This window comes from Streptomyces triticisoli (genome assembly GCF_003270085.1).
Classification (GTDB): Bacteria; Actinomycetota; Actinomycetes; order Streptomycetales; family Streptomycetaceae; genus Streptomyces; species Streptomyces triticisoli.
The window spans coordinates 1-5,927 of sequence record NZ_QFDQ01000208.1 but is presented as its reverse complement, the minus strand read 5'-3'; the positions used below and the strand labels follow the sequence as shown (position 1 = coordinate 5,927).

General features: G+C 72.8%; 7 protein-coding genes and 1 other RNA gene. 5 read left to right on the top strand and 3 right to left on the bottom strand.

The window, feature by feature from the left end; translation table 11 throughout:
* The first annotated feature begins 330 nt into the window (after window positions 1-330).
* The gene (locus tag DEP02_RS26000; protein ID WP_112470120.1) at window positions 331-681 is read left to right on the top strand and encodes an antitoxin VbhA family protein; all 351 of its coding nucleotides are present in this window, start codon (window positions 331-333) and stop codon (window positions 679-681) included.
* Window positions 682-996: 315 nt separating this feature from the next.
* On the opposite strand, the gene rnpB is transcribed toward DEP02_RS26000, so the two are convergent.
* Window positions 997-1,416, bottom strand: an RNA gene (gene rnpB / locus DEP02_RS25995) — RNase P RNA component class A.
* 56 nt (window positions 1,417-1,472) lie between these two features.
* Window positions 1,473-2,051: a Uma2 family endonuclease gene (locus tag DEP02_RS25990; protein WP_112470119.1), complete on the bottom strand. Its 579-nt coding sequence runs from the start codon at window positions 2,049-2,051 to the stop codon at window positions 1,473-1,475.
* Window positions 2,052-2,215: 164 nt separating this feature from the next.
* Here DEP02_RS25990 and DEP02_RS25985 point away from each other — a divergent pair, with 164 nt between their 5' ends.
* From DEP02_RS25985 to eda, 4 genes are all read left to right on the top strand, one after another.
* Window positions 2,216-2,971, top strand: a complete 756-nt coding sequence (locus tag DEP02_RS25985) for a MerR family transcriptional regulator (RefSeq protein ID WP_112470118.1) — start codon at window positions 2,216-2,218, stop codon at window positions 2,969-2,971.
* Complete coding sequence (locus DEP02_RS25980; protein WP_112470117.1) at window positions 2,968-3,567, top strand: hypothetical protein; 600 nt, start codon at window positions 2,968-2,970, stop codon at window positions 3,565-3,567. The genes DEP02_RS25985 and DEP02_RS25980 overlap by 4 nt, the downstream gene beginning before the upstream one ends.
* Window positions 3,568-3,627: 60 nt before the next feature.
* The gene (yaaA, locus tag DEP02_RS25975) at window positions 3,628-4,410 is read left to right on the top strand and encodes a peroxide stress protein YaaA (protein ID WP_112470116.1); all 783 of its coding nucleotides are present in this window, start codon (window positions 3,628-3,630) and stop codon (window positions 4,408-4,410) included.
* 111 nt (window positions 4,411-4,521) lie between these two features.
* Window positions 4,522-5,172, top strand: a complete 651-nt coding sequence (eda, locus tag DEP02_RS25970) for a bifunctional 4-hydroxy-2-oxoglutarate aldolase/2-dehydro-3-deoxy-phosphogluconate aldolase (RefSeq protein ID WP_112470115.1) — start codon at window positions 4,522-4,524, stop codon at window positions 5,170-5,172.
* On the opposite strand, the gene DEP02_RS25965 is transcribed toward eda, so the two are convergent.
* Window positions 5,147-5,927 (bottom strand): histidine phosphatase family protein (locus tag DEP02_RS25965; protein WP_232839280.1); only part of this gene is annotated, 781 nt, incomplete at its 5' end. The two genes, eda and DEP02_RS25965, sit on opposite strands and share 26 nt — an antisense overlap.

The window sequence follows — 5,927 nt, the reverse complement described above, 5'->3', positions numbered from 1 at the left end:
TTAACGCCGCACGACGGGTTCGGGAGGAGGCCGTTGGGAAAAGGAGCAGCTCCGCTGCCACCTCGCCCGACGGCCCACCTCACTCTCCCGCTCTCCTGACGGCACATGCGAGACAGTCCGTCCACAGACGGGCACACCGTGGACGACTCCCCGGGGAGGTGGAGAGAATTCCGATCACACTGTGAGGGAGGGACGTACGGGGGAAGCCGGCGCGTTGGACGGTTCCGGGCCGCTGGGAGTCGCGGGTGCGGCGCGCACCGCCCCGCACCCCATCGGAATCCGTACTAGAATCTGTACAGAATCAAGACTCTACTTGGATGCGGTGACAGCATGGAGATCCCCGAGGTCGTGACCGTCAGCGACGCGCGCGCGAGACTGTCGCGGATCCTGACCGACCTGTCGGAGTCCGGCGCGGATGCCGACCCGGTCCTGATCGGCGCCCACCGCAAGCCCCAGGGCGTCCTCCTGTCCGTCGAGGCCTTCGAGGCGCTGAGCGGCCGAGCGGCGCGACGTGCGGCCGCCGCCTCGGCCACCGGCTCCATCGAGGCCGAGGGGCTCCACGCCTCCGACGCCTCCGACCGGGACACCGAGGCGTACGTGAAGGGCGACCTCGACGCGGACACCCTTGTCGCCCGCGCGATCGCCCGCCACCGACAGACTCCGCAGCGGCGGGCAGGGTGAACGATCCATACGCCATGCCCAACGGCGTACTGCGCAACAAGCTCGGCATCACCGACCCTCAGCTGCTCGCGGTAGCAGAGGCGGACATCACCCGGGCGCGCCTCGTCATGCTCTCCGAACGCCCCCTACCTGATCAGGACCGGTCACGCCCCCGTCGGCCGTCTCAACGGCGAGCTGCGACTCATCCGTGTGGCGCGGGTACGGCGGACGCGAGAGCGCCCAGCGGTGGGGGCTGGCCGAAGTCGACCACCCAGGCCGGCGACCTGGGCCCGGCAAACCCAATGAACGCACCGTGACCTGCACAACAGGAAAAGGCAGACGAGTCGGGCTGTACGCCGGGTTCTGTTCCCCGGGTTCCTCGCGGAGCCCGGGGCGACGGCCATCCATCTAGGACCGGCGTTGCCGCCGGCCTCGTGCGGTCCACCCGCGGACTCGGGCGGGCAGCCCTCGAACGTCCGCGCAGAGCACGTTTTACGGCGCTCCTTTTGACCTTGCTCCGGGTGGGGTTTACCGAGCTGTCCAGGTCACCCTGGGCACTGGTGGTCTCTTACACCACCGTTTCACCCTTACCGAGGACCGCCCTCTTCGAGAAGAGCACAGCCCCGGCGGTCTGCTTTCTGTGGCACTGTCCCGCGGGTCACCCCGGGTGGCCGTTAGCCACCACCCTGCCCTGTGGAGCCCGGACGTTCCTCGGGAAGCCCCGGAAGGGCTTCACGCGGCCGTCCGCCCGGCTCGTCTGCCGTGCGGACCATGGTACCGGGCGCGCCGACCGGTCCCCCTCCGGGCTCCGGTCAGAGGAAGTCCGCGGTGTCCAGTTCGAAGGCGAAGGGCTCGGGGATCGTGAGGGGCTTGCCGAACGGGCGGGTGCGGAGCTCCGGGTAGTCGTCGTTCTCCGGCTCGCTGAACAGGGTGACCGATGAGGTTTCCCGGTCGACGAGCAGGTAGAGGGGGATGCCGCCACGGGCGTAGCAACGGCGTTTGGCCTCGCGGTCGGACTTGGGCTTGGTCGACGTCACCTCGAGCACCATGGCCACGCCGTCGCAGGGCATCCAGGAGTCGGCGCCCCGGTGGAGGCGCAGCTTCGTAGGCGCGAAGGTGCCGTCCGGAATCGCGTGGTCCTTCGGACAACCGCCACCGCTCCTCAGTTTCAAGCCCTTGTTCCCGGAGAAGTCCATGTCGGTCCGGGACCGACGGATCACCTGCTTCATGATCAGACTGATGTAGTCCTCGTGGTCCCCGTCCGGCGGTGGTGTCACGACGATCTCCCCCTCGATCAGCTCGGCCCGGAATCCCTCCGGGGTGTCGAGGGACAGGAAGATCTCCAGCAGACCCTCGGCCGGCGTGGTGGGCTCATGAGCCACGGCAGTCATGTCACGCCCCTCCTTCGGTCGCTCGCCAGACTGGGACATCCCAAGATCACCTGTCCGAGGAATCGGGAACCGTTCCCTCGATCGTGGCACACGACCACCGCCCCCGTCAGGCACCGGACCGTGCGCTTGACCTTCACGCGACGTCAACGTCTGTACTGGTCCGCATGCGGATAGGAGAACTCGCCGCGGCCGTCGGCGTCACCACGCGGACCGTGCGGCACTACCACCACCTGGGGCTGCTGCCGGAGCCGGAGCGGCGGGCCAACGGGTACCGGCACTACACCCTGCGGCACGCCGTCGCGCTGGCCCGGATCCGGCGGCTGACCGAGTTGGGGCTGGGGCTGGCGGAGGTGCGGGACGTGCTCGCCGACGATGCGGGCAAGGACCTCGCCGAGGTGCTGGAGGAGCTCGACGCCGACCTGGCGCGGCAGGAGGCGGCGATACGGGAGCGAAGGGTGCGGCTGCGTGCCCTGCTGGACGTGGGGGAGCTGCCCGCCGAGGGACCGGTCTCCCCCGAGCTGGCCGCGCTGTTCGCCCGGACCGCCGCCGACCTGCCCGACTCCCCCATGGCCGCCAAGGACCGCGAGGTGCTGGCGCTGCTGGAGACGGCCGCGGACCCGGCGGACCGGGAGCGGCTGATGGGCGCCGTCGGTTCGGCCTTCGCCACACCGGAGGCGACGGCGCGGGCACAGGAGGCGTACGCGCTGCTGGACGCGCTCGCCGACGCCGGCGCCGACGACCCGCGGGTGGCGGAGGCCGCCCGTGCGCTCGCCGGGTGCATTCCCCGGGAGATGCTTCCGGAGCCGGCCGGCATCGACCACGGACACGAATTCCTGCGTGCCCTCTGCGCCGACTTCGCCCCCGCCCAGGCCGCGGCGATCCAGCAGGCGCTGCGGATCCTCGCCCAGGGGCCGGCATGAGAGCCGTGCTCACAGCCGTGCTCGCCCTCGTCCGGCACGAGGTGCGGCTGATGGCGAGCCTGGGGCTGTGGGTGGTGCGCCGTACGCACGGCACCGGCGGCGGTGGGCGGGCCTTCGGGTACGCCCGCGGTCAGGGGCCGGTCATGGCCGGGCTGGCGTTCGTCTGCCTGGTCGAGACACTGATGATGTCCGTGCTGCTGCGGAACTGGCCCACCGCACACGCGGTGGTGCTGTTCCTCGACGTGTACACGGTCGTCTTCGTCGTCGCCCTGCACGCGGCGTCTGTGGTCCGCCCGCACGTGCTCGGCGCGGACGGTCTGCGCATACGGCACGGCGTCCACGTCGACCTGCGCGTCCCGCTGGAGCGGATCGCGTCCGTACGCCGGGAGCCGCGCACGACGCACGAACGGGCCGACGGCGAGCTGAACGTCCCCGTCGCCTTCCAGACCTCGCTCACCCTGGAACTGACCGCCCCCGTCGAGCACGTCACCCTCCTCGGCAGGCTCCGGCGGGTGCGGGTCGTACGCCTCCACGCCGAGGACGCCGACGCGCTGGTGGGCGCCCTCACCGCCCTCACGCGGGCGCGGGCGGAGTAGGGCGGAGGCGCCCTGGCGGCACGCCGTACGCTGGCGCGGAGTTCGACCGAAGGAGTACGTGTGCTTGTCCTGCTGCCCCCGTCCGAAGGCAAGGCGTCCGGCGGCCCCGGCACCCCGCTGCAGCTTCAGTCGCTGTCGCTGCCGGGGCTGGCCGTCGCCCGCGAGGCCGTCCTCTCGGAGCTCGTCGAGCTGTGCGCCGGCGACGAGGACAAGGCCCGCGAGGTGCTCGGGCTGAGCGAGGGGCTGCGCGGCGAGGTCGCCAAGAACGCCGGGCTGCGCACGGCGGGGGCGCGGCCCGCCGGGGAGATCTACACCGGGGTGCTCTACGACGCCCTGGGCCTGGCCTCCCTCGACGCCGCCGCCCAGCGGCGCGCCGCGCGCTCGCTGCTGGTCTTCTCGGGGTTGTGGGGTGCGGTGCGGGTGACCGACCGGATTCCGTCCTACCGCTGCTCGATGGGCGTCAAGCTGCCCGGGACGGGCGCGCTGGCCGCTTACTGGCGTACGCCGATGGCCTCCGTCCTGCCCGAGGTGGCCGGCGACGGGCTGGTGCTGGACCTGCGGTCCGCCGCCTACGCCGCCGCCTGGAAGCCGAAGGGCGAGGTCGCGGGGCGGACGGCGACCGTACGGGTGTTGCACGCGCCGACCCGGAAGGTCGTCAGCCACTTCAACAAGGCGACCAAGGGGCGGATCGTGCGCAGCCTGCTGAGCGACGGGGCCGTGCCGAAGGACCCGGCCGGGCTGGTGGAGGCGCTGCGGGACCTCGGGTACGTGGTGGAGGCGGAGCCGCCTGCGAAGGCGGGGAGGCCGTGGGCGCTGGATGTGGTGGTGGCGGAGATCCACTGAGGGCCGCTGAGATCCACTGGGGCCCTTGAACGCCGCTGAGGGCCGCTGGAGCGCGTTGCGTCCTGCGCAACGTGCTTTGTGCGCACTGCTCCTCCCGGGCACGATGAGGCCATGCCCTCCCCCCTGCCCACCGCCTCCGTCCTGGATCTCGCCCCCGTCGTGCCCGTCCTGGTCGTCGAGGACGCCGCCGACGCCGTACCGCTGGCGCGGGCGCTGGTGGCCGGGGGGCTGCCCGCGGTCGAGGTGGCGCTGCGGACGCCGGCCGGGCTGGACGCTGTCCGGGCCGTCGCCGGTGAGGTGCCGGAGGCGGTGGTGGGGGCCGGTACGGTCGTCACGCCGGCGCAGGTGGCGGACAGTGTGGCGGCGGGGGCGCGGTTTGTGGTGAGTCCCGGCTGGACGGACGTACTGCTGGAGGCCATGCGGGCGTCCGGGGTGCCGTTCCTGCCCGGGGTGTCCACGGTGTCCGAGGTCGTGGCGCTGCTGGAGCGCGGGGTGCGGGAGATGAAGTTCTTCCCGGCGCGGGCGGCCGGCGGCACCGCGTATCTGAAGGCGCTGTACGGCCCTCTCCCCCAGGCCCGCTTCTGCCCCACCGGCGGCATCGGGCCCGACAGCGCGCCCGAGTACTTGGCGTTGCCCAACGTCGGCTGTGTCGGCGGCAGTTGGATGGTTCCCGCGGATGCGGTGGCCGCCCGGGACTGGGTCCGGATCGAGCGGCTGGCCCGCGCGGCGGCGGCGCTCAGCGCAGGTGGGACGTGTCGTTGAACAGGCGGACGCTGGCGTTGCCGTCCGCGTAGTACGCCACCGCCGACAGCGACGCCGCCGACAGCTCCATGCGGAACAGGGACTCCGGCGGGGCGCCGAGGGCGAGCTGGACGAACGTCTTGATCGGGGTGACGTGGGTGACCAGCAGGACCGTACGGCCCGCGTGGGCCGCGACCAGCTTGTCGCGGGTGGCGGCGATACGGGTGCCGGTGGTCGCGAAGCTCTCGCCGCCGCCGGTGGGTTCGGCGTGCGGGGAGGCCAGCCAGGCGTTCAGGTCGTCCGGGTAGCGCTCGCGCACCTCGCCGAACGTCAGCCCCTCCCAGGCGCCGAAGTCGGTCTCGCGCAGCCCCTCCTCCACGATCACCTCCAGACCGAGGCGGGCGGCGACGACACCGGCGGTCTCGCGGGTGCGGGCGAGGGGGGACGAGGCGATGGCCTGGATCGTGCCGCGCCGGGCGAGCGCCGCGGCGACCCGCTCGGCCTGCTCCCGGCCGGCCCCGGACAGCGACGGATCGGTGCCGCCACTGCCCGAGAAACGCTTCTGCGGCGTCAACGGCGTCTCCCCGTGCCGCAGCAGCACGAAGGTGGCGGGAGCACCGAGGTCGGCGGGCGCCCAGCCGGGGGTGGCGACGGTCTGCGCGGCGCGGACATCGGCGTCGGCACGGGTGCCGGCCCCGGAAGAACCGCGCCCGCCGACACCACCCGCGCCGACGCCGGCCGAGGCCCGGCCGGGCACGGCAACCGCCCGAGCGGGC

Excerpts from the sequence above, each read along its gene's own strand:
- DEP02_RS25990 (WP_112470119.1), bottom strand. The coding sequence starts at position 2,051 with ATGACTGCCGTGGCTCATGAGCCCACCACGCCGGCCGAGGGTCTGCTG.
- DEP02_RS25985 (WP_112470118.1), top strand. The coding sequence starts at position 2,216 with ATGCGGATAGGAGAACTCGCCGCGGCCGTCGGCGTCACCACGCGGACC.
- DEP02_RS25980 (WP_112470117.1), top strand. The coding sequence starts at position 2,968 with ATGAGAGCCGTGCTCACAGCCGTGCTCGCCCTCGTCCGGCACGAGGTG.
- eda (WP_112470115.1), top strand. The coding sequence starts at position 4,522 with ATGCCCTCCCCCCTGCCCACCGCCTCCGTCCTGGATCTCGCCCCCGTC.
- DEP02_RS26000 (WP_112470120.1), top strand. The coding sequence starts at position 331 with ATGGAGATCCCCGAGGTCGTGACCGTCAGCGACGCGCGCGCGAGACTG.